Genomic DNA, 21,969 nt, shown 5'->3' with positions numbered 1-21,969 from the left:
TCATTTTCCAGTTTTTCATCATTTTCGACAGTTCTGCAGGCGAGCAAGTCCGTGGCACAGTCAGGTGCGGAGGCCAGCTCGGACAAAGGATCGATCGCGCAGGGGCTCACGCTCGCGCCATCAGCGCAAGGTCAGAGTCCGGTGGCGATCAGGATGGGGCAGGGGCGCTAGAGCGCGCGAACTACCAGGCAGGCGTCGCACGAGGCGGCGACGCCAAACCATCCGATGATCCCGATGGGGACAGAAATGTGGAGGAAGTTGTTGCGGCGAATCCGATCGCGGCAATAGAAGTGATCAGCCATGTGGCTTCTCCTGTTAGAGCAGGATGATGGCTGCCTGGTCAGGTCGCTAGCGTTGTTGAAGCAACGCTGGCGGCCGCCTTGATGGGCAACCAAAGATTCCGGGTGGAATCCTCGTGCCAGGATGCACAAGTCAGGGATGGCAGTCACCACACTTTGTTATTGATGGTTAACATGCGATGTGGCCGCTACGGTTAGATCGTTTCGAAGGATTTCGAATTGAGGTATGAAGACGCGCTGAAAATCCTTGTGGCGCTTGGTAATCCTGGACGGTTCGATATTTTTCGAAGGGTCGGTGAGACCCCCGGATTGTCCTCATCCGACTTGAAGTCCGGCAAAGCCGCATCCACGACTTCCCATCATATCAAGCTGCTGGTGGATGCTGGCGTGCTCGAGACCGCCAGGGACGGCAAGTACGTTCGGTACAATGTGCATCGCGGTAAACTCGCGAGCTTTGCAAAATGGGCTGCCGCACAGGCTGAGCTGGCGACCTTCGACGATCTTACAAAGTATCTTTCTGACAACTCGATTTAGCTGATAGTGCTGCGTGCGAAAGACAGATACGGGGCCGACAGCCGACAGTCGGCTTTTCGCCAGCATAGGCGGAAAGCTGCCGGAGTGTTGCCCGGAACTTGTCAGAAATTTTTCCCGGCAGCCTGATTGCAGAGCAATCGATCACGCTATTCGTCCTGTCCCATCCCCCAATTGGGGAATTCACGCCCGGCGTGCCAGCTGTCATCAGCGGTGGGAGTTTCAAATTGAACGCCAGCCGGTCGCGGCGGCACCACTCATTGTGGTCAGTTCAAATGCGATTCAACGCCATTTATGGGTATCAAATTGGGGTAGGACGATGAGACATATAGCGGGCGCGCTGGCTGCTGTTTTCTGCATGGGGGCGACGACGGCAAACGGCCAGGATACAATCCGCGAGCTCCAGCACTTGCTCGACAACGCGGGCTACAATGTTTCCGGCCAGGATGGTGTCTGGGGTGGCAATAGCCGCGAGGCGCTGAAAGGCTTCGCGGAAGACTACGCCTTGGACATTGCCGTCCCGGAGCAGACACCTTCTCCGGAGGAGGTGCAGCCCATCCTGGCGGCCGTCAATACCTCGCTGGACGCGGACCATGTCCTTTTTCCCACCATCCCGCTTCCTGACGACTATTATGTCGGCTTGGCCACCCAATGGTATTTCAACATCCACAATTGGGCAGTGGGTACGCCGGCAACTGTCAACAGGGATGGCGTGATGACGAGCGTCCCGGTCCGTCGTTGGTTCGAGCCGATCGAGGATGATCTGGAGATGTTCGGCGATGCCGGCGTCAAAGTGATGCGCATGCAACTGGGCATGGAGGGGATGCTGTTTCACCGCGAGTGCCCCTGGATGGAGGACCTCGAACTTGGCGTGCTCGATGATTGCTATACAAAGGCCTTTGCCGAGGCGCGCAGCAATGATTGGGAATTGCAGTTCGCTGAGCTGGAGTCACTCACAGATAATCCGGTAATCCGGCACTATCTCGATGCCGTCGAATACTGGAACGAGAACGGCTTTCACGTGATGGTCGTGCCGTCCGACTTCTTTACCGGCGATGGCAGCGCTTTCGATGGATCGGCCCCCTCCGGACCTCCACAGGACCCGCTGGTCCACCGTGCAGTGGTTAACGACCCAATGTTCCAATCCTATTTTCCAAAGTTCGCCGGGGCCCTTGTCGCCGAAATGCGCGCGAGAGACCTCAATAATGTGAGCTTTCAGTCCCTCAACGAGACCCGGTTCTGCCGTCATGACGGTCGTCCTTTGCCCGGGGGGTTGGCGCGCTGGCGGGCGCTGGAACGGGCGGTATTTGATGCGGTGCGCATTGAGGCCCCGCGCATGTCGCTGGTCAGCACCGCGGTCTGCACGGCGGGCGATCACTTCATCCTGGGTGGCGGCTCATACAGGGAGTTGGCCACGGTGGTTCCTGTTCACCACGGTCTTGATGACGTGACCTATGCCCTGCATCTCTATACGCCACGGGCGCTCATGCTTGGTACGGCACAGAACGCACTCTACGAGCCCGACACGCTGATCCGCTATCCGTTCCAGCGCATTGCACCCGCCGCAGCGCGAAACGAAGAGGCACAGTACTATATCCGGGAGTATAATCGCCTGCAGCCTGGTCCGAACTATTTCGAGCAAATGTTCACCGACATCGGCGCCTTTGCCCGAAACAACAACATCAGAGTGATGTTCACCGAACTCAATGCGCCCAAGCCAGATTTCGGCGTGCCGCGCGAGGATCGTGTCGCTCTGATCCGAGACCTGATCACCTTCGGCAAGACCCATGATGTTCCGATCATTCACTTCGGCACCCTCAATGCCTGGGGGCTATCGAGTTGCCAACACACCATTCGCTCGCCCGACCATCGATATGACCCGGCACTGCTCAATATCATTGCCTTCGGCAACAACGTCTCCGGCGCCGACCCCAACGCCCCGCTCGAACCGATTGAGGTGCAATGCGGCACCCGGTAAAGGCCCGGATGGCCATCCTGCGTGTGATGCTGATCTGCCTTGCGGCATCCATGTCGGTGACACTGGCACGGGCCGAGGATGGACGTTGGTTCGCCCTTGCCGAAAGCACCGATCCTGACGAAGCCATCGGGATTGCCCTGGCGCATCGCTGGTGGTTTGAGACAATCGCCGTTGCTGCCAATAAGACCGGTGGCTACGTCACGCTTGGCAGGCTGGAAGATGAGACGAAAAATGACGCGGACGCACTGACCGAACTGCTCGGCTCAGGCAACTGGCCGGCAGGCATTGAGGTGGTCTCGGCGGCATCACTGGGCGAGCCAATATGGAGCCTACCGGACGCTACTGTGGCCCGGCATGAATTCAGGCACGGCGACGATGGACGGATAGTCTCTGACGGCATCTCTATCCAGATGTCTTCCCAGCTTGACGTCACCGACGACACATTCAAACCAATGTTGGCGGTGGTCGAGCAAGGCAACGCCGTCCACCAAACCACCTTGGCGGACAGCGGAACCGACGGCGCCTTTGCCCGCATCCGCATCGCCTGGCTGGATCGAACCGCGACCCGTCCCCAGATCGTGTTTTCCGGCTACACGATGGGCGCTCATTGCTGCACCGTCACGCGTATTCTCACCAGGGATGAGGACGGCTGGATCGAGGTCGACGGGGGCTGGCATGATGGCGACGAGGGCTACCGCATCGAGGATGTGGACGGGAACGGCGAATTTGAGTTGATCGCCCGCGACGACCGCTTTCTCAATCGATTTGCGCCCTATGCGACCTCCTGGACACCGATCAGGGTGTTCAAGCTGGCCGGTGGCGCGCTTTTTGATGTAAGCCGCGAGCCGGCCTATGAGCCGACCCGCCGCCGCGAGCTCCACGCCTTCGAGCATCATGCCGATCATGAGCCGGGCTTGTGGCGCGAAACTGGCTTCCTCGCTGGATGGGTCGCGCTCAAATCCGTACTCGGGGAACGCCAAGAAGCCTGGCCACGGATGATCGAGACCTACACCGAGGATGGTTTCTGGAACCACGTTGCCTGCGAAACCGACTTCGTAGAGGGCGCCTGCCCGGGTGGCGAGTCTCGCAGTGCGCCATTCCCTGAGGCGCTTGAAGACTATTTGAGAAGGACAGGCCTCTGGTGACATCGGCCCGTTGGCCGTCCCTGCTAGTGCTCGAACTGCACGAACGCCCTTTTGACTACACTCTGGTTCATCGAAACCAGGGTGCAGTTCTTCAGAAGTTGCTCAGCGGCGACCCGATGTCTTCAATCGTGACTGCGGGTCGATACGTGGCCGTTCTGAGCGACGGCGCGGCGCGTCGGGTACTATTCGATCCACACCTGAAGTTCTTCCCGGTTGCAATATTCGGTCATCAGGTAAAAGGCCCGCGTAAAGCCGATGGCGGAATACGAAACCGTCATGGTCTGGCCCGTCGCGCTGCTGGTGCCCTCAATGGTGACGGATTCTGCCGCGCGAATGGCTTTGTGAACCGCATTGGTAGTTGGACTTGCACCGGGTGCGAACGGCCACACGCGACCGTTTACAAAAGACAACGGGAAAGTCCGGCCATTGATCGTGGCGTTTACACCCCGACTCTCATCGAATGGATGCGGCAATACAATGTTTGTATCAAATCCCATCTCATATCGGGGCCTTTCAACAATCATTTTGAAAACTGGATGCTGATATACGGCCCCCCGCGTGAAATCAGAAGCGGGTGTTTCAATCCAGCAAAACCTTTGGTCCTCTATCATCGTCCAGTCCCCAGACGTGACCGTGCGGACAGGATCTGAAGCTTCATCTGGCGGCACGGGCACAAAGACTTGGGACCGAAAGTGACGTGCGTGTACGGCGGTCAGATAGCGTGCTGCCGGTAAACCCACATCAGGCAGGTAATGTTCCTCCAAGTAATCTCGCTCGGCATCGCTCAGTTCACGTACGAGGACCGGCATCCTGACTTCTCCGGCGTGGCGATACAGAAGCCATCTGATGTGCCGAATTTCCGCCGACGTCAGATTCAGCGCGGCTTCCCCGGCGCGCAGGCGCTCCTCTTCGGCCTGCGCGGCTTCCTCTCTCCGGCGCTGTTCTTCGGCTTGCCGCTCGGCCGCCGCGATCCTGTCCGCCTCGGCCTTGGCCTGGCGCAGGGCGGGAATGTCCAGCATCAGCGCCAGCGCATCCTCATAGCTTGCCGATTGCTGGCCGACCTCGGAGAGAAAACGGTTCAATACCTGTTCGGCTTCCTCGATATCCCCCTGTCCTGCCAGGGCCGTCGCCTCGAAAAACAGCAGATCGCCCCCGGCCAGTTCCGGCGCGAGGTCACGCAAGGCACCAATCCGTTCGAGAATTTCCCCATCGTCCCCGGCGAGCATGGCGCGCTCCAGCGCTGCCATAGCCATGTCGATCTGCACCTCGGGTGGCAGGTCCTGCGCCACGGCCATTGGCGCGAAATTCATCATCGCCACCACAAACATCGCCCGCACGCGCAGATGTGCCGTCATTCTCATTGCCCCAGCCTAACCAGCGCCTCTTCGGCGAAATATGTCCCCTGATCCGCCGCCATCCGGTACCAGCGCCGCGCCTCGGCCAGATCGATTGCGACGCCCAGCCCCTCTTCATACATGGACCCCATGGCCAACTGCCCCTGAACATCCCCGTTCTCGGCAGCGCGCCGATACCATTGCACGGCCTGCTCGTAGCTTTGGGGCACGCCCAAACCTTCGAAATAAGCGTAGCCCATCCCCATCTGACCCATGGGGTCACCCTGTTCGGCGGAAAGCCGATACCAATGGGCGACCTGATCGTCGTCCAGCAGACCGTCTTCCTGGTTGTAGTAGAGCGCGGCAAGCGACGCTTGGGCGCGGGCATGTCCCTGTTCTGCCGCCAGCCGATAGAGCCGCTCCGCTGCCCTGACCCCCGCGCTGCCCCCGAGGCCGTAATAATCCATCATGCCGATGCGATACTGGGCCTCCGCATGCCCCTTGGCCGAGAGGGGAGCAAGAAGTCGCCGGGCCTCGTCATAGTCATGACGCTCATGAGCGGCCACGCCACGGTCCAGCGTGGCCAGTTCCGCGCGCAGGTCGGACAGGTCCAGCATCAGTGACAGCGCTTCGTCATAGCTCGCGGATTGTTGTCCGACTTCGGAAAGGAATCGCGTCAGTGCATGTTCTGCCTCGTCGATTTCTCCCTGCTCGGCCAGGGCCGCTGCCTCGAAGTACAGCAGTTCGCCGCCGGCCAGTACCGGCGCGAGTTCGCGCAGGACGTCAATCCGATCTAGAATTTCTCCATTGTCCTCGGCCAGAATTGCGCGCTCCAGCGCTGCGATGGCCAGGTCGACCTGCAATTCTGGAGCGAGACCCTGTGCCCGTGCATCCTGGGCGAAGCCCAGAAGCGCGCAAACAATCAAAGGCAACACAGCCAGTCTGTTTATACTTCCCATCGCCCCAGCTTTTCCGACTCTTCTGCGAACGAGTCCTCTGATCCGTCGCCATCTGAACTGTAATTTAAATACAATCGTTCCCCGGACCGTATCTAATTGTCCTCCCAGAGGATTCTGGATTAATATTATATATCGTTGAGTAGCACTGGAACAATAGATGATCTTGTCCGCACCGCAATAAATTTAACCCTCTAGTGCACTGTCTATATGTAACACGCGTTGCATGAACCACATTTATTCCATCATTTGTGGCGTAGGCGTATTGAATCCATTCTGAATCGCTACTCATGATCGATTTTATAATGCTTCCGTCCCTAGAGTTCTTCAAAAGAACATTGCAATTATTGCTGACAAAATCTCTAAGTGGGCCGCGCACTACATCACGCGTCTGTCCCACCACTTTAGGAGAGCATTCGTAATCGACGACAATTTCGTTCTCGAAAGCAAGAAAAGCACCCTTTGCATAGGGCCCGGACATGTTCTCTCCCTGCGCCGTGACCCAACCATCGGCGATTTCAAACACTTCGACCGGCAGACTTGCTATGTAGGCTGCGTGCGCGACCGCCGCCGCCTTTTCTTCCTCCCGCGCACTGGCAACGCGGTTGAGCATGGCATCGAGACGGTCTGCAGCGGTCTGGGGTTTCGGCTGGCCAGGTGGCGCGGCTGGAGGGGTTAAATCCCCTTGTGGCTCCACAGCGTCATCTACTCTCGCTTCGGTACTGGCGACCTGTTCGGTGGTGGGCTCGTCGCCCGCCGCCTCTTCCTCCGCCAGCGGTTCAACCGGGCGGTCGCCACAGGGTTTTGACCGGAAATGCCGCTCATAGGAGGCTTTGACCTGCGCCAGCGCGTATTTGGGGTCCACCAGATCGATCCGCGACACGGTGAAGCCCTCGCGGAACAGTTCCCGCGTCTGCGCCTCACTCAGCCAGGGGATGTCCTCCGATCCCACGGAACCAATCTGGAACAGCCGGTCCCATTCCGGGCTGCCCGGCACAGACGGCCCATAATCCGTCCCCTGCGAAAAACTGTCGACGCCGAAATAGTGCTGGATAGTTCGGCCTGGCCCTCCCGCAAAACCAACTCGGCTGTTGGGTTGGATGATCATGCGGAGCCGCGAATGGGTGTAGAGGTTCACCCCGTCCAGCGCGCCCTCCTTGACCATGTCCGGCTCGATTTTTTCGGGGTTGAAGCTTGCCATGACGTGCTGGGCAAAGCAGACCGGGGCACCGGCCAGTTCAACCCAGGGCGGGGAATGATGTTCATAACGCCCGGCAAACTGGCGCAGCGGCTCCCCCATCAATCCGGCAAATCGCCACCGGATGGTGAGCGAGCGAAACTTGACGATATCGCCATTCTCATCGGCCACCCCCAGCGCCGTTTCCAGCGGGGTCTCGCCCTCATAGGTCTGGGCAAGGGCACTTTGCAGGCCAAGCAACAGCACCAGGACGGTACATATGATCCTCAAGGCAGTACTTTTACCTGACATGTATTCCCCCATGACACGCACTTCACGTGTCGCCTGCAAATCCTTTGCCCGCCTATTGGATCAAAGTCATGATCCCAGGCTTGTCGCAGCGCTCTGCTATTGATTTGAATGCTTGTGTGAACCCGATGGCGGAGAAGGTCACAGAGATGGGCTGGCCCCCGTATTTGTCCGTGCCGCTGACTGTAATGGTCTGGCCGGCTCGTATGGCTCGCACAAAGCTACCGCCATCTTGAGGCTCGAGAAAGGAACGACCGGCCACAAGAGGGAACCGCTTGCCGTCGATCCGCGCCTCAACGGGCATGTTTGCATCGAACGGACTGGGGTGAACCACTGAGTATTGTAGTGTGCCAAAGGTGCTGTACAGGGCGAAGTGCATGATCGACTGCGACCGGCCGGGATAAACGCTCGAAAGCGTTGGACGGGTGAAGATAGAGCAATTCCCATCGACTTCAGCCAGATGCCACTCACCCGAGGTCGCTACGCGATTTTCTATGTTTCCGGCCTGGAACTCATAGGTCAACGCGCCGCCAGCAATTGCCTGGCGGTACAAGCGCAGAGCCTCTGTTTCGTCCTTGGACACCCCCAGTCCGAGCGCATACATACCCGCTAGGTCGCCCGAACCCGAAACCTTCTCTATGGAGACCGCTGAACGAAACAAACGGAAGGCCTCAGTGAAATCCTGCTCAACGCCAAGCCCATCCCTGTACATGCGGCCAAGACCGACCATGCCCCAGGGGTGTCCGGCCTCCGCCGAAAGCTGGTACCAATGCACGGCCTGAGCGAGATCCTGCGCGATCCCGTCACCGCGCAGGTAATGACCGGCAAGCTCGGCCTGACCTCCTGCGTCGCCCTGCTCTGCCGACAGACGGTACCAGTGCACTGCCTGGCCGAGATCCCGCTCCATTCCGCCGTCGCCAATCGCAACAAAGCTCGCCAGCGCAGCTTGCGCCGGGGCATAACCAGCTTCCGCGGCCTGACGATATAGTCTGCCGGCTTCGGTGACATCTTGCGCGCCTCCTTTGCCCGCCGCTCGCAATTTTCCCAAGTAATACTGCGCCGAAGAATCGTTTGCTTCCGCCAATGGCTCCAGAATGGCCAAGGCCGTAGCGTAGTCTTCGGCCTCATAAGCGGCGATCCCCTCCTCGGCTGCCGACGCTTCGGCATTGATGGCACGCAGTTCAATTGCCATTGCCAGCGCCTCGTCATAGCTTGCCGACTGCCGCCCGACATCGGATAGGAACCGGGTCAGCGCGGTGTCGGCCCGCGGGACATCCCCGACCGCCTTGGCCGCGAGCGCTTCGAAGAACAGCAGCTCGCCTGCCGCTAGCTCGGGATCGAGCTCGCGGATCAGGTCGATTTGCACGAGTGTTTCAGAGTGGCTTTCGGAGCTCATGGCCTGCTCAAGCGCGGCCATGGCGATATCGATCTCGACGTCCAGCGGCAGGTCTTGAGACATCGCCTGGAATGAAGGGGCAAAGGTCAAGGCGCCGACCATGACCATTGCGGCCACCAAATGGCGACCGCGCGACACGCTCGGCTCAAAGTCCACCACGATCTTTTCATCCCTCCGTTTTTCCCATGCCGACCACACAACCCGTGGGAGGTCGGCGCTCCACGTGCTTGCACCATGCGCGGGAATTCCAAAAATCTAACAGCTGGAAGTGCGTCGCTACATCCCCCGATTGGGTTAAGCCGGGCGCTTGCCACGAGACCACGCCGGGTCACATCAGGTCTTGATGCTGTCCAGAAACCCCATATAGGCATCGAGCATGGGCCCGAAATGGTCGTAGTAAAGCAGCTGGCCAGCGCCTGGGATGAAATACACTGGCAAGTCACCGTAGCGATGCGCGAGGTTTTTTACCGCCTGGGGCTCGTGGATGAAATCGTCCGCTCCATGGAAGAAGGCCGCATGAAACTGGCCCGTCGGAAAGCTATCCCAGCGTGGATTAGCCTGATGGTAGAAGTCGTGCTTGATCGATTGCAGCGACGCCATGAACATCTGGCGGGCCCGTTCACCCTGGTGGGGCTGGGCATATTCGGCCTCGACCACCGCGAGATCGGCGACACAATCACTATAGTGCCGGATGAAGAACCGCCTGAGTGCTGTCGGATCTTCCAGACGCCCTCCATAGAAGTCGAGCACATTGGACAATATTCCCCAATGGGAGCTGGCGAGGCTTAGCAAACCGGCACGCAGACGGCCCGCCGCGCCAAGCCCGGTCAAGGGTTTTATGCAGGTGCCCAGAAAACCAATCGAGCGCACCCGTTCCGGATGTTGTTGCGCATATTCGATACCATAGGCGCAGCCGCTTACGCAGGGGAGCAGATCCGCCTGTTCGCCGCAAAAATGCGACCGGGCCAGGTCGATACCGTCACAGGCATGGGCCAGGTGCGCGTCAACATCCAGCCTGTCGACAGGTCCGGCCATGGCGCCATGACGCAGCGGCACGACAAGCCGGATCCCAACAGCCTGCAGCATTGCAACGTCCTCGGGCCGGAAGTCGGGAAGGATCTGGGAATGCAGCAGAATGACCGGATGACCCGAAACCGGCCCAATATCGATGAACCGATGCCATTCGCCGTCGCGAGACCGAAGGCGAACGGCCCGCGCTGCTGGCAGGAACGCTTCGATCAGATCGACGAACACGTCGTCATGCGCCGGCGGGGGAAGGCCGGCTTCGGCAGTGCGCTCGAACAGGGTATGAGCAAGCACCCGGCTGGAGAGTTCGGCTTGTGACCGCACGCCGAGTTTTCGTGCGAGGGTCTTGTATTGGCTGCGCTTGGTTTCGTGTCCGACCCCGTCGGCCCTGGCCGCAACGCTCAGCCCGATTCCGCATAGAAGTTGTTTGAGCACCCGTAGCTCAGCCTTGGTTGGCTTTTCTCCGCTGACCAGCAGTTCGTTCAGGCTTTGGGAGAGCTGTACGTCGGATTTGACCAGCAGGCGGATCGCGTCTTCCCGCCCTGCATCGAGAACGAATGCCAGGTGATTGTCGAGCACCAGGCCACCCACTGCCGGAACCGGTTGACCGAGTGCCTCGATATCCACCCAGACAGGGTGAACCCGCTCCTCTTGAGGGTCGGGTATCAATACCCCGTCCACCGCCCGGCACACGACGGCATCCCAGCCGTTCGCGGACTCCTGGATAGCGTCGCTCTCGGTGACCCGCTGGGCGAGCATGGGCGCGGGAAGGGTTCCAAGGGTGCCGGCCATTGCCGTGGAAAGCACACCATAGGCCTGAGGCGGCGGTCGTTTACGTCCCGTGCTCATCGCCGGTCCGGCGATGGCGCATGCGGCCCCAACCAACACGTCCCAAACTTCACCACTTGTCCCCCTGGCGCGCCCTACTTACGCAACCAAACGCAAACAACACCGTGCAGTCAATCGGAGTAGGTCATTAATCGACAACGACAGGCGGGCTTGTCGCATCAGTGGTAAATTTTGATTCTGAGCCAAAACAATGAATCCGCTGTGGAGGCGCCTGCATATCCTGTCAAGCGATCAGCCCAGCCGGGGGTTTCATTGGGCGCATGCATACCGACATTGTCGTTTCCGTTGAATTTCAGTGCAGCAATCGAGGTCAGTGCCAAGATTCAAAAATTATACTCTGTTTGTCAGCGCCGAGGCATCCGCAGATTTACGGGCACCTCTGCCGGATGTACCCCTCGGCCAGGCGACGAACTCCTGGCCAGACTTGCAGGCGGAGTCAACTTCGCTGGCACCGCCACACTCGCGGTCTGCGGTGCGGTGCCAGATGCATGAGCGATCAACCAGGTGAGACTCCTGGCCGGTCTGTCGATCAGCGCGGACCCCCATTGCAGTCGTTCGGGGTTCTGCCGCGAAATCCCATAAGCGGTCGTTCGTTGCTGCCAGCATTGGGATGTGGGGGTACCATTCCAGCGGAAAAGCTTGGGAGAGCTGGCTCAAAGGCGGCCCGAACGGACGGATGAACGGCTAGCTAAAGACGATGCCGCCGTCGACGTTGAGGGTCTGGCCGGTGACGAAGGCACTGTCGTCCGAGCAGAAAAATGCCACGGGTCCTACGACGTCTTCGGGCGCGCCGATTCGATCCTGGGCCGTCTTGCTGCGCCAGATTTTTTGCACCTCGGGGTCATCGAGGTTCACCCGACCCATATCGGTCAGGATAATGCCTGGGCAGATGCAGTTGGCGGTGATGCCGGACGACCCCAGCTCCTGCGCAAGCACGCGCGTGAAGCCCATGACCGCCGCCTTGGAGGCGGAATAGTGCGCCTGTTCCGGCGCGCCATGTTTGCCGCCGATCGAGGCGATGTTGACGATGCGGCCATAGCCTTGGCGTTTCATAGCGGGCAGCGTCGCCTGGATCACCAGGAAAGTGCCTTTGGCATTGATGTCCATCACTACGTCCCAGCTACTTTCCGTGAGCGTCTCGACCGGACCGGCGATCAGAATGCCAGCATTGTTGACGACGGCGTCGATGCGGCCGAACTGGGCAAGTAGGCTTTCGACCATGCTGCTGACATCCGCCTTGCTGGACACGTCGGCATGCAGCGCAATGGCGCGGCCGCCGAAAGCCTCGGCCTCCCTGACGGTCTCGGCCAGGGTGTCGGCCTGGCGCGCGATATCGTTGAGCGCCACGTCAAAGCCGCGTTGTGCCAAGTCAAGCGCGATGGCGCGGCCGATGCCGCGGCTGGCGCCGGTCACGAGGGCAACTTTGCGGAATGGCGTCGTCATAGGAGTCTCCTCAGGCTTTTGGATGCGTCAGCGGGCGGTATAGCCGCCATCGACAGTGAGAACGGTGCCGGTGATATAGCTGGCGGCGTCCGAGGCCAGGAAAGCCACGGCCGTGGCGATCTCGCGCGGCTCGGCGAGGCGGCCCATTGGCGTTGCGACGAGCCAGGTCTCGAACCATTCCGGCTTTGACCGACCGGCCAGGGTCAGTTCCGTGGCCGTATAGCCCGGCGCGACAGCGTTGACGCGCACACCGCTGCCCGCCCATTCGCTGGCGAGCGAGCGCGTCACCATGTCCACCGCGCCCTTGCTGGCATTGTAGGCCACCTGGGGCTGCGGGTAGACGGCGACTGTCCCGCAAATCGAGGAAATATTGACGATGGCGCCTCGCCGGGCGGCGACCATGGCGCGGCCAAAGGCCCGCGAACAGTAGAACAGACCGTTGAGATTGACGTTCATGACGCGGTCCCAGTCGGCATCGGAGACGTCCGTGGCCGGGGCGTTCTGCACCATGCCGGCGCTGTTGACCAGAATGTCGGGCGAGCCGAACGTGCTGACGATCTCGGCCGCGACCGCTTCGACCCTGTCGGACTCGGTGATGTCCAGCGCCCGCCATTGAGCGCCTATGGCGTCGGCGGATTTCGCCACGCGATCGCCGTCACGATCCAGCAGAACCAGACGGGCGCCGGCATCGCGCAGGGCGGTGGCCGCTGCATAGCCGATGCCATTGGCGCCGCCGGTAACGACGGCCAAGCGACCGGTGAGATCGAATTCCTTCAGCATGGCCTTGTTCCGGCAACGGTCTTGAGGGCGGGATAAAGGGCGCGGTACTGCGCGTAGATTTCCTCATAGCGCGCTATTTCGGCAGGGCGCGGGTCGATGGTCGTCCCGGGACGCACCATCTGTTCGATCCCGGCGTCGATACTGGGCACGAGACCCGCGCCATAGGCGGCGAGAATAGCAGAGCCGGTCGACGGTGCATCGGGAGATGCGGGCACCTTCACCGGAAGTCCCGAAGTGTCGGCATGGATTTGCAGCCAGAGTGGTGAGGCGCTGGCACCGCCGCCGATGGTCATTTCGGTGCTGCTGTAGCCAGCCGACTTGAACGCTTCGAGAATTGATCGCGTGCCGAAACCGATGCCTTCCATGATAGCGCGAAACACGTGGTGCGGCTCGTGTGCCAGCGTCAGCCCGATGATGGCGCCGCGCGAGAGAGGGTCGGTATAGGGCGTGCGATTTCCCTGGAAATGGTCCTGCACGATCAGGCCGTCAGCCCCTGGCGGCAATGCGGCCGCCTTAGCATTCATCTCGGCAAAATCGAAGGAACTGCCGCAGAAGCGCTTCAGCCAGTTGACGATGGAGCCGGTCGAGGTCTGACCGCCCTCCACGATCCAGCGATTGGGATAGACGATGTCGGCATAGGCGCCCCAGACGCCGGGGGCATGGAGGGGCTCGCGGGTCACGCCGAACTGCAGATGCGATGACCCAGTGATCATGGCGAGCTGGCCCGGCTGGGACACGCCGAGGCCGATTATGCCGATCAGGGCATCGGCGCCACCTTGCACGACCTTGACCGACTGGGGCAGGCCAAGCGCCTGAGCCGCCAGTTGCGTTAGCGTGCCGATGACTTCGCCTGGAGCTAGAACCCGATCAGGCCATTTGCCTTCAAGTTCGGACATGCCAAGCTTAGCAAGCAGGCTGGTCGCCCAGCCGCCGTTGCGATTGCGGTGATGCCAGCGCAGGCCCACATTATCGAGCGAAGCCACACGCTCACCGGTCAGGCGTAGGGTGATGAAGTCCTGATACTCGCAGATGGTGTGCGCTGCAGCGTAGATCTCGGGCTCGTTGCGCTTGAGCCAGAGCGCCTTGGGGATCATCCATTCGGCGGACACCGGACCGGTACCGCCGCCGTTAATCTGCAGCGCCGCGTCACCGGTGGCCAGAACGGCGTCAGCCTCAGCATGTGCGCGCACGTCCATCCATAACAGGGCAGGGCGCAGGGCGTCGCCATCACGGTCGAGAGCTACAACGGTGCAGGATGTGGTGGCACAGGCCATGGCGGCAATATCGGCCGGGTTGACGCCCGACGCCGAAATGGCACCACGGCTGGCCTCGACCAGTGCGGTCCACCAGTCTTCCGGGTTCTGTTCGGCGCGGGCGCCGGCCGAAAATTGCGTCGTGTAGGGCACTGCCTTGGACCCGAGGCAATTGCCTGCCAGATCATAGACGCGCGCACGCAAGCTCTCCGTGCCGCCATCGGCGGTCAGAAAATAGCTCATTGATATCTCCTCCCTTCGCGACCTAGTTCAGGCCGCGAAATGCCTCCAGAGCCTTGCCGGCATACATGACCGCCGGGCCTCCTCCCATCTCGATCGCTACCTCCAGCGCCTCGACAAGGGTGTCCTGATCGACATCGTGCCGCCTGGCGGCATCGACATGATACAAAATGCAGTCATCGCAGCCTTTGACCACTGCCGCGACGATGGCCATCAACTCCTTTTGGCCGCTGCTCAGCTTACCTTCTCGGGTGGCTGTCTTGGAGATGGCAGCAAAGCCCTTCATAATTTCCGGGCTTGCCTGAGCGATAGCGGCGATGCGCGACTTGGCCTGTTGCAGGGCCTGTTTGGTATCAGTCATGATGCAGAACTCCGCGCTTGATGAGGTTGGCGACGGTTTCGGTTTCATCCCATTGTGGCATGTGGCCCGCATTGGCGATGTAGTGAACGGCAACATTGGCCGGCAGGCCCATGGCCTGACTGGCGGGGATGACTCTGTCATCGACGCCGAAGATGACGCGTACCGGAATATTCTCCGCCAGAGTTGCAAGCGTGCGATGGATCGAGATGCGCTGCCCAAGCGGGCCGGCGAGCGCGGATGCAAGCGCCTTGAGGCGACCGCGGCCGAGCTCGCTAGCCATTTCCGACAGTGCTGCCGTCGACAGCTTGCCGCCCTGGGCGCCAAGGTAGGGAAGCAGCAATTCGAGCTCACCGGAAGTCTGCAGGTTCGCCATGCCTTCGACAAAGGGCGTGGCGATCTCGCGGCCGATACCGGCCGGCGCGAGCAGCGTCAGTGAGCCAACACGATCGCCCAGTTCGGCGGCCAACTGCGCGGCAACGGCGCCGCCCAGCGAATGGCCTGCGATATGAAGTTCGCCGGAGAGCGTGGCCGCGAAACTGACCATGTCCGTGACCAGGTCCGGCACATTGGTGGCCATGACCGTGCTGCGACCATGGCCCGGCAGGTCAGGGGTGTGAACGGCGAGACCATCACGCTGCAGCAGCGATGCCAGCCGCAGCCAAGCGCGGCCATCGCCAGCAAAGCCGTGGATCAACAACACCGTGCCTTCGCCCGTCTTGCCAGGTTCACGCCTGGTGGCATTGCCACCGGCGATTGCCGTTTCGACGTCTCCCCGCTCGATGCGACTGCGGCGACCGGTTCCCGGAATGCTGCGCAGATCGATACCGGCATTGCGTGCCAGACGACGCGCCACCGGCGTGGCGCGAATTGGACCATCAGCCTCGGCGAACACCGGCGTTGCAACAGGTGACGGTGCACTTTCTTCCACTACCCCAGCTGGCGGTGCTTCCGCCGTGGTCTCTTCCGGCAGGCTGGATTCCGCCCAGTCCGCCAGGTTGGCGGGAGTGATGCGGGCGATCGGCTCGCCAACGGCGACCTTGGTATCGGACGTCACCAGAGGCTCGAGCATGGTGCCGTCGCCCAGCGCCGGAAATTCCACCAGGGTCTTGTCGGTCTCGATTTCGACCAAGGGATCGCCGCGCTTGAAGGCCTGGCCGGGGGCGACCAGCCAGTTGGTGACAATGCCTTCTTCCATCGTCTCGCCCAGCCGGGGCATGGTGAGAGTGAGCATGGTCATGCCACCATGCGTCCGGCGACATTTTCGATGAGATTGGCATTCGGCACGCTGCCGGCTTCGAGTGTAGCGGACACGGAAATCGGGATGTCCTCGCCGGCGACGCGCACGACCGGGTCCTCCAGATAGTCGAAGCACTCCTCGGTGATGCGCGCGGCCAGTTCCGCGGCAACGCCGGACGTTAGCACACCTTCGCTGACCACCATGCAGCGGCCGACAGCCTGGACATGTTCGCGGATCGTATCGAAATCGAGCGGATTAAGGGTGCGCAGGTCGATGACGGTCGCCTCAATACCCCTCTTTGCAAGCTGATCGGCCGCCTTGAGGGCGTAATGCAGCTGCCGCGAGTAAGTGACGATAACGATGTCCTTGCCATGGCGACGCACGGCGGCTTTGCCCCAGGGCAGGGGTTCGGCGTCGAGATCGACATCGGCCTTCATTGTATAGAGCGCCTTGTGCTCGATGAAGACGACCGGGTCGGGGCGCCTCAGGCTCTGGCGCAGCAGGTGATAGGCATCTTCCACCGTTGCCGGCATGGCAAGGCGCAGGCCCGGCGTATGCATGACGAGGGCTTCAAGGCTCTGCGAGTGCTGGGCGCCAGCGGAACGGCCGGTGCCGCCTTGGGTGCGCAATACCATCGGCACGCCGATCTGGCCGCCAAACATGTAGCGGATCTTGGCCGCCTGATTGCCCAGCTGGTCCATGGTCATGCCGATGAAGTCGACATACATCAGCTCGGCCACCGGACGCAGTCCGGTCATGGCAGCGCCAACCGCGGCACCGACGATAGCGGGTTCGGAGATCGGTGTATCGATGACGCGCTCGGCACCGAATTCCTTGATCAGGTCCTTGGTGACACCATAAGCGCCGCCATAGCGACCGACTTCCTCGCCAAGCAGGATCACGCTCGGGTCTTCGGTCATGGCATCGTACAGCGCCTTGCGCAGCGCATCGCGGTAGGTCATTTCGGTCATGGCGCTATTCCCTGGCAAGAACGCGATCGAGGCGGGTCCGCAGCGGTTCTGGCTCGGGCTCCTCGGGGGCGTAAACATCGCGGAACATGGACGCGAGCGGGGGCTCGGACTGTGCGACGGTAAAGTCGATGGTGGCATCCATTTCAGCGGCGATCTCGGCGTCCAGCGTATCGAGCTGGGCTTCAGGCACGACGCCGGCGCTCACCAACTGTGCGCGGGCATGCGCCACTGGATCACGTAGGCGACCGGCTTCTTCTTCCGCCGGATCACGGTAGGGGCTCTTGTCCTTGCGGGCATGGCCGTAGAACCGATAACAGGACACTGCGAGGAAGCCCGGACGGCCTGCGCGGGCCTGGTCCATTAGCTCGCGTGCCGCCTCGGCAACGACTTCGACATCGATGCCGTCAACGCTGCGGCCCTCGAGGCCAAAGGCCAAAGCGCGCTCATGCAGATTGGTGTTGCGCGTGGCCTGGTCGATGCGCGTGCCCATGCCATATTGGTTGTTGATGCAGACGAAGAGCACCGGCAGGTCCCAGAGGGCTGCCATGTTCATGCTCTCGTAGAGAATGCCCTGCTGCATGGCACCGTCGCCGAAAAACGCGACGGACACACCGCCGGTCTTCTTGATCTTGGCGGAAAGGCCTGCGCCGACGACTGCGGGAATACCGCCGCCAACGATGGCATTGGCGCCCAGGTGGCCGAGCGACATGTCGGCAATATGCATGGAGCCGCCCTTGCCGTGGCAGTAGCCGGCTTCCTTGCCGCCGATTTCCGCCATCATGCGGGCCGGTTCGGCACCGCGTGCCAGGAAAATGCCATGGCCGCGATGATGGGTCGTGAAAGTGTCCTGCGGCTTCATCGCCGAGCAGACGCCGATCGCCGCGCTTTCTTCACCGATCGACAGGTGCAGCATCGAGCCGGCCGAATGGCCACGCACAAACAGCTCGCCCACGCGTTCCTCGAAGGTGCGGACTCGGCGCATGCCGGCATAGAAGTCGTAAAGTTGGGAATTGGTAGCCGGGGAGGTCAAAATGCGCTCCTTATAGAAGTTTGAGCTTGGTCGTGCGCGACACGATGGCCACGGCGACCAGGATGATGATGCCCTTCACGATCGACTGGATGTATGTATCCATGCCCATCAGGTTGAGGCCATTGTTGATGATGCCGATGAACAGTGCGCCGAGCAGGGTGCCCAGGATGGTGGCCGTTCCGGGACGCAGCATGGTCATGCCGATGAACACAGTCGCCAAGCCATCGAGCAGGTAGTTTTCGCCAGCATTGGGCTGGCCTGAGCCAAGGCGGGCGGCCAGCAGTGTGCCGGCAATCACCGCAAACAGCGAACAGACCACCATGGCAGCGGCACGGTAGAGTCGCACGTTGACGCCTGAGAGTTCGGCAGCCTTCTGGTTGCCGCCAACCGCATAGACGTAGCGGCCAAAAATCGTCCGCTCCATGATGAACCAGGCGACAGCAACGCAGCCGAACATGAAGAAGGCAAGCACAGGAATACCGAAAACACGTCCTTGGCCAAGCCAGAGATATTCAGCAGGCAGGGAGCCGTAGATGGCGCGACCACCGGTCACCAGATAGTTGATGCCGAAGATGATCGATCCGACGGCAAGCGTGGCAATCAGCGAGGGAACGCCGACCAGCGTCACCAGAGCGGCGTTGACGGCGCCAACGACCAGACCGGCGCCCAGTCCGCCAAGAACGGCGATGGGCAGGGGCACGCCCCAGGTCAGCAATAGCGGCACCAGGATGCCGGCCAGACCGACCGTATAGCCCACGGACAGATCCATTTCGCGGGCGGCAAAGCCAAAGGTCAGGCCGGCGCCGACGATGGTGAGCATGGATATCTGCTGCATGATATTGAGTAGGTTGAGCGGCGTCAGGAAGCGATTTACGGTAATCGAGAAGACGAGAAAGATCAGAACCAGCGCCACGAGGGTGCTGTATTTCTGGATCCATTCCTTGCGGATGACCCCGAATATGCGGTCATCGTTCTGCTGAACGGTTCCGGACACGGTCATTGTGAACCTCCAGACATGGCCGCGATGAACGCGGCTTCGGAAAAATCGTTGCGGGTAATCTCGGCGCCGGGCTTGCCGGCAACGAAGGGGATGACCCGGTCTGTGACCTGCTCGATCTCGAGCAGGTCAGATGATGCAATGATGATGCCCATGCCGGTGGCGGCCAGGCGGCGCATTTCGGCATAGATTTCCTTCTTGGCGCCGATATCGACACCTTCGGTGGGCTCGATGAACACCATGACCCGGTAACGATCGCGCGCGCCGTAGAGCCACTTGCCGATGGAAATCTTCTGCTTGTTGCCACCCGACAGGCTCGACAGGAGCTGACGAGGGGAGTGCGCCTTGACGTTGAGCAGCTTGAAGATGCGCGCGGTTTCAGCGTTTTCCTTGGTCATCGACAGAATGCCGAGGCCACGGGAGCCATGTTCGGGATGAACCATGGAGAGGTTCTCGCGCAGGTCCCATTCGCCAATCAGGGCGTTCTCCATGCGATGGTCGGGCACCAGTGCGATGCCGGACCGCTGCATGTCGCGGGGGCCGCCTAGGCTGGCCGGCTTGCCGTTGATCGCGATGGTCCCCGACAGCACGCCGGCGGGATTGTGCAATGAGCGAGCAAAGCCGAAATGACCCGACCCGGTCAGCCCGATCAGCCCGACGATTTCGCCGGCCCTGAGGGTGAATGCCGGTATTGCGATACGCCCGACACGCCAATTGGTAACAGCCAGAACCTCCGTCCCGAGCGCGTCGCGGGTTGTTACCTGCTCATCGCTCGTCTGCCCGCCGGTGCGGCGCAACATGAGATCGACCAGGTGGTCTTCGCTGACATCGCTGGCATTGAGGGTGCCGACATGGCGGCCGTCGCGCAGCACGGTGATGCGGTTCGAGAGCGCGAAAATCTCGGACAGGAAATGGCTGATCAGCACGACGCCAACACCGCGCTGCGGCAGGCTGCGGATGATCGACCACAGGCGTTCCTTTTCGCGGCTCGGCAGCGTGGCGGTGGGCTCATCGAGGATCAGCAGGCGCACGTCGCCGCGGAGGGCGCGCACGATCTCGATGACCTTTTGGTCGGCCATCGGCAGGCTGCCCACCTGGGCGCCGAGATCGATGCCAATGCCAGGGAACCAGGTTTCTAGCAGCTTTGCTGCCTGTTGGTTGAGGTGGTTCCGTCGGATGACGCTGCCGGCATGCCGCGGCTCTTCGCCGAGCATAATGTTCTCGGCGCCAGACAGGCTCGAAACCAGGCTGCCTTCCTGGGAGACCAGGGCAATACCATTGAGCATGGCGTCGCGCGGCGAGCGCAAGGCGAGTTCCCGGCCGTTGAGGCTGATTTGGCCTGATGTCGGACGCTGGCTGCCCGAAAGAACCGACATTAGCGTCGATTTTCCAGCGCCGTTTTCGCCGATCAGACCGTGCACCTCATCGGTGCGAAAATTGGCGGACACGGCATCGAGGGCTCTGGTGCCCGGATACTGCATCACGATGTCGGTAAGTGAGATTTTCATCGCACCATCCTGATGATCACCCGCGTGCAACCATGCGCCAACGCACCGGCAAGCCGGGCGTTGGGCAGGTGCGGACCGGACGGTCGAGGGAGCGCCGTCCGATCCCGGGAGAAGGGCCTAGAGGAAGTCCTGGCAGTTCTGCTTGGTGACCAGTGGAGCATCCAGGTAGACGATCGGGTTCGGAATGACGGTGCGGGTTTCCCCTCCCTCCACTACGATCGACTGGATCCACTGGCCGACCTGGGCGCCCATGCCTTCGAAAGGCTGGGAAACGGTGGCCAGCATCAGCGAATTTTCCTTGCAAACTTCGGCCACGGCCTGCGGGTGGCCATCGATGCCGATGACCTTGACGTCGGTCAGGCCGGCAGCGTTCAGCACGTTGATTGCAGCCTGCGCCGGCTCATCCCACGGCGCCCAGACGGCATCGATATCTTCGCCAAAGCGCGAGACGAAATCTTCCATGCGGGCAGTGGTATCTTCGAAAAAGGCGCCGTAGTTGATGTTGTGCTCAACCAGCACCTTGATGTCGGGATATTCCTTGAGCACGTTGGCCATGACATCGCCGCGCTTGCGGGTGCCATGGTGTTCGGCCATGCGCAGGAAGATGATGTTGCCCTTGCCGCCAAGCGTATCCAGCAGGTAGGGCGAGACGTCGGCCGACATGGCCCAGTTGTTGGTGGTTATGTCGACCTGCAGGCCTTCGATATAGCCGCTGTCCACGCCAAAGATTGGAATATCGGCAGCAACGGCCGCGTCGATTGCAGCGCGGGAGGCGCGCAGATCGGCCATGGTCACCACAATGGCGTCGACGCCACGGGCCGCCGCATCCTGGATATTGCTGGCAATTCGCTCGCCGGTGCCGCCACTGTCGAGCACGCTGACGTTCCAGTCGGCATATCCTGTTTCTGCCAGCCAGGCGTCAAAGCCGGCCTTCACACGCGTCTCGGACTGCGCGGCGGCATTTGAATGGATGAATGCAATTTCGAGAGCATTGGCAGCTGTGTTGGCTGCCATCAGAGCGATTACCGACGCGCCCATTAGTGTTGCAAGACGTGCAACTTTCATATCCGTTCTCCTCCCTAGATACCTAGGATTTGTTGGGTCGGCCTCCACCGACCATCAAACCGTCGCATGTTGACAATACATTTG

19 protein-coding genes are annotated in these 21,969 nt (G+C 61.0%); 3 read left to right on the top strand and 16 right to left on the bottom strand.

What is annotated here, in order from left to right; all coding sequences use genetic code 11:
- Positions 1-167: 167 nt before the first annotated feature.
- Positions 168-302, bottom strand: coding sequence for a hypothetical protein (locus tag Q8O80_RS16055; protein WP_305581047.1), 135 nt, complete (start codon positions 300-302; stop codon positions 168-170).
- Between the two features lie 216 nt (positions 303-518).
- Between Q8O80_RS16055 and Q8O80_RS16050 the strand changes: the two genes are divergently transcribed.
- Genes Q8O80_RS16050 through Q8O80_RS16040 form a run of 3 tightly spaced genes read left to right on the top strand, consistent with a single transcriptional unit; the run spans position 519 to position 3,953 of the window.
- On the top strand, positions 519-833 hold the full coding sequence (locus tag Q8O80_RS16050; RefSeq protein WP_305581045.1) for a helix-turn-helix transcriptional regulator: 315 nt from the start codon (positions 519-521) through the stop codon (positions 831-833).
- A 13-nt stretch (positions 834-846) separates the two neighbouring features.
- Entirely contained in the window at positions 847-2,808 is a 1,962-nt protein-coding gene (locus Q8O80_RS16045; protein WP_305581043.1) for a peptidoglycan-binding protein, read from the top strand.
- Positions 2,809-2,816: 8 nt separating this feature from the next.
- Complete coding sequence (locus tag Q8O80_RS16040; RefSeq protein WP_305581041.1) at positions 2,817-3,953, top strand: hypothetical protein; 1,137 nt, start codon at positions 2,817-2,819, stop codon at positions 3,951-3,953.
- Positions 3,954-4,135: 182 nt separating this feature from the next.
- On the opposite strand, the gene Q8O80_RS16035 is transcribed toward Q8O80_RS16040, so the two are convergent.
- The 15 genes from Q8O80_RS16035 to Q8O80_RS15965 all read right to left on the bottom strand — a co-directional run bounded on the left by Q8O80_RS16035 (position 4,136) and on the right by Q8O80_RS15965 (position 21,885).
- A complete protein-coding gene (locus Q8O80_RS16035; protein ID WP_305581039.1) occupies positions 4,136-5,308 on the bottom strand; it encodes a hypothetical protein in 1,173 nt (390 codons plus the stop codon).
- Positions 5,309-5,310: 2 nt separating this feature from the next.
- Positions 5,311-6,219 (bottom strand): tetratricopeptide repeat protein, encoded by a 909-nt coding sequence (locus Q8O80_RS16030; protein WP_305581037.1) that lies wholly within the window; start codon positions 6,217-6,219, stop codon positions 5,311-5,313.
- Positions 6,220-6,310: 91 nt separating this feature from the next.
- Positions 6,311-7,732 (bottom strand): hypothetical protein, encoded by a 1,422-nt coding sequence (locus tag Q8O80_RS16025; RefSeq protein WP_305581035.1) that lies wholly within the window; start codon positions 7,730-7,732, stop codon positions 6,311-6,313.
- A gap of 52 nt (positions 7,733-7,784) precedes the next feature.
- The gene (locus Q8O80_RS16020) at positions 7,785-9,284 is read right to left on the bottom strand and encodes a hypothetical protein (RefSeq protein WP_305581033.1); all 1,500 of its coding nucleotides are present in this window, start codon (positions 9,282-9,284) and stop codon (positions 7,785-7,787) included.
- Between the two features lie 174 nt (positions 9,285-9,458).
- Positions 9,459-11,000: an alpha/beta fold hydrolase gene (locus Q8O80_RS16015; protein ID WP_305581031.1), complete on the bottom strand. Its 1,542-nt coding sequence runs from the start codon at positions 10,998-11,000 to the stop codon at positions 9,459-9,461.
- A 684-nt stretch (positions 11,001-11,684) separates the two neighbouring features.
- The gene (locus Q8O80_RS16010) at positions 11,685-12,443 is read right to left on the bottom strand and encodes an SDR family NAD(P)-dependent oxidoreductase (protein ID WP_305581029.1); all 759 of its coding nucleotides are present in this window, start codon (positions 12,441-12,443) and stop codon (positions 11,685-11,687) included.
- Between the two features lie 27 nt (positions 12,444-12,470).
- Positions 12,471-13,223, bottom strand: coding sequence for an SDR family NAD(P)-dependent oxidoreductase (locus Q8O80_RS16005; protein ID WP_305581027.1), 753 nt, complete (start codon positions 13,221-13,223; stop codon positions 12,471-12,473).
- A complete protein-coding gene (locus Q8O80_RS16000; RefSeq protein ID WP_305581025.1) occupies positions 13,217-14,719 on the bottom strand; it encodes a ribulokinase in 1,503 nt (500 codons plus the stop codon). The genes Q8O80_RS16005 and Q8O80_RS16000 overlap by 7 nt, the downstream gene beginning before the upstream one ends.
- A 22-nt stretch (positions 14,720-14,741) precedes the next feature.
- Positions 14,742-15,077: a carboxymuconolactone decarboxylase family protein gene (locus Q8O80_RS15995; RefSeq protein WP_305581023.1), complete on the bottom strand. Its 336-nt coding sequence runs from the start codon at positions 15,075-15,077 to the stop codon at positions 14,742-14,744.
- On the bottom strand, positions 15,070-16,314 hold the full coding sequence (locus tag Q8O80_RS15990) for an acetoin dehydrogenase dihydrolipoyllysine-residue acetyltransferase subunit (protein ID WP_305581021.1): 1,245 nt from the start codon (positions 16,312-16,314) through the stop codon (positions 15,070-15,072). Before Q8O80_RS15990 ends, Q8O80_RS15995 begins: the two co-directional genes overlap by 8 nt.
- On the bottom strand, positions 16,311-17,285 hold the full coding sequence (locus Q8O80_RS15985) for an alpha-ketoacid dehydrogenase subunit beta (RefSeq protein WP_305581019.1): 975 nt from the start codon (positions 17,283-17,285) through the stop codon (positions 16,311-16,313). The genes Q8O80_RS15990 and Q8O80_RS15985 overlap by 4 nt, the downstream gene beginning before the upstream one ends.
- A gap of 4 nt (positions 17,286-17,289) precedes the next feature.
- A complete protein-coding gene (locus tag Q8O80_RS15980) occupies positions 17,290-18,315 on the bottom strand; it encodes a thiamine pyrophosphate-dependent dehydrogenase E1 component subunit alpha (RefSeq protein ID WP_305581017.1) in 1,026 nt (341 codons plus the stop codon).
- Between the two features lie 10 nt (positions 18,316-18,325).
- On the bottom strand, positions 18,326-19,315 hold the full coding sequence (locus Q8O80_RS15975) for an ABC transporter permease (RefSeq protein ID WP_305581015.1): 990 nt from the start codon (positions 19,313-19,315) through the stop codon (positions 18,326-18,328).
- A complete protein-coding gene (locus tag Q8O80_RS15970; protein WP_305581013.1) occupies positions 19,312-20,820 on the bottom strand; it encodes a sugar ABC transporter ATP-binding protein in 1,509 nt (502 codons plus the stop codon). The genes Q8O80_RS15975 and Q8O80_RS15970 overlap by 4 nt, the downstream gene beginning before the upstream one ends.
- A 117-nt stretch (positions 20,821-20,937) precedes the next feature.
- On the bottom strand, positions 20,938-21,885 hold the full coding sequence (locus Q8O80_RS15965) for a substrate-binding domain-containing protein (RefSeq protein WP_305581011.1): 948 nt from the start codon (positions 21,883-21,885) through the stop codon (positions 20,938-20,940).
- Positions 21,886-21,969: the final 84 nt, after the last annotated feature.

Origin of the sequence: Devosia sp. (assembly GCF_030689745.1) — a bacterium.
Lineage (GTDB): Bacteria > Pseudomonadota > Alphaproteobacteria > Rhizobiales > Devosiaceae > Devosia > Devosia alba.
This window is presented reverse-complemented; position numbering and strand designations above follow the sequence as displayed.